A 1,038-nucleotide genomic window follows, 5' to 3' on the forward strand; every position below is an offset into this window, starting at 1 on the left:
GCCGGGCCGTCAGCGGTCCGCGTTGCGCGACCGCAGGTCCTCGATGTCCGCTTCCGCTTCCGTCGCGTCGAGGGTGCCTTCCAGTTCCGGCCCGACGGTGTCCGGCACCTCGTCCTCGATGTCGTCGAGGTCGTCGATACCGTCATCGGCGTCGTCGTCGAAGACCGCGCTGACGTCGAAGCGGCACACCACCTGATGGGTGTCGGTCTGGTCGAACGGGGCCTCCAGCCACTCACCCGGATCCGCCGGTTCGTCCGAGGCGGTCACCCACAGCGTCGAGTCGCCCTCCTCCAGGCCGAACTCCTTGTGCCGGGAGGCGATCTCGTCGGGCTCGAACTCTCCGAAGAGGACGCCGAGCGCACCGTGCACGGTCCCGGACGCGGCGTCGAAGCCCGCCGTCACCGCCCCGGACTCCTCGACCGCCTCGACCCGCTGGGCCTGCGCCAGCAGCCGCTGCGGCTCCACCACCGCGTAGTCCCGGCGGATCAGCACGCTCAGCGCGTTGGGCTCCTCCGGCCCGGTGTACGGCGGCAGGGCATCGTCCGAGCCGGGGATCTCGAAAGGGGTGACCTCGTCGTAGCGGTCGTAGAGAAGCTCGTCGTACTCCTCGGCGGCCGCCGCCAACTCGTTGAACGCCTCGTAGACGGCCGGGTCGTCCTCACCCGACCTGCGCTCGACCGCCGCCAGGTGGCGGTCGAGCGCGGTCTTGACCGCCTCGGCGGCGGCGCGTACCTCGGCAGCGGTGGGCTGCGCAGCATCAGACATAGTGCAGACGCTATCCGTACCGGGCCTCCGCACGCACAATAGATGCGATGCCGGAATACGAATTTGTCAACGTGTATGTGCCGCGCGGGGTCTCCCGCAAGGAAGCGGCACGCCTGCTGACGGACCACGCGGAGTACGGACACTGGGAACTGGACCGCCTCAGCCTGCATACCGACGGCAGCCGCAGGGTGCGGCTGCGCAGACGGATCATCCGCCAGATGCGCGCCACCTGGTGACGCGGGAAGGCTGAAACGGAGCGGGCCCCGCGCGTGC

2 protein-coding genes are annotated in these 1,038 nt (G+C 69.9%); one reads left to right on the top strand and one right to left on the bottom strand.

Annotated features, from left to right (window positions below; translation table 11 throughout):
* Window positions 1-9 precede the first annotated feature (9 nt).
* Window positions 10-765 carry a hypothetical protein gene (locus ACFWGJ_RS43825; RefSeq protein ID WP_387334567.1) on the bottom strand — a complete coding sequence of 252 codons (756 nt, stop codon included), beginning with the start codon at window positions 763-765 and terminating at the stop codon, window positions 10-12.
* A gap of 47 nt (window positions 766-812) precedes the next feature.
* Between ACFWGJ_RS43825 and ACFWGJ_RS43830 the strand changes: the two genes are divergently transcribed.
* Window positions 813-1,001, top strand: a complete 189-nt coding sequence (locus ACFWGJ_RS43830) for a DUF5703 family protein (protein WP_387334568.1) — start codon at window positions 813-815, stop codon at window positions 999-1,001.
* Window positions 1,002-1,038: the final 37 nt, after the last annotated feature.

It is taken from the genome of Streptomyces sp. NPDC060205 (assembly GCF_042728395.1).
GTDB lineage: Bacteria > Actinomycetota > Actinomycetes > Streptomycetales > Streptomycetaceae > Streptomyces.

Coding starts and splice junctions, on each gene's coding strand:
- ACFWGJ_RS43825 (WP_387334567.1), bottom strand. CDS start 765: ATGTCTGATGCTGCGCAGCCCACCGCTGCCGAGGTACGCGCCGCCGCC.
- ACFWGJ_RS43830 (WP_387334568.1), top strand. CDS start 813: ATGCCGGAATACGAATTTGTCAACGTGTATGTGCCGCGCGGGGTCTCC.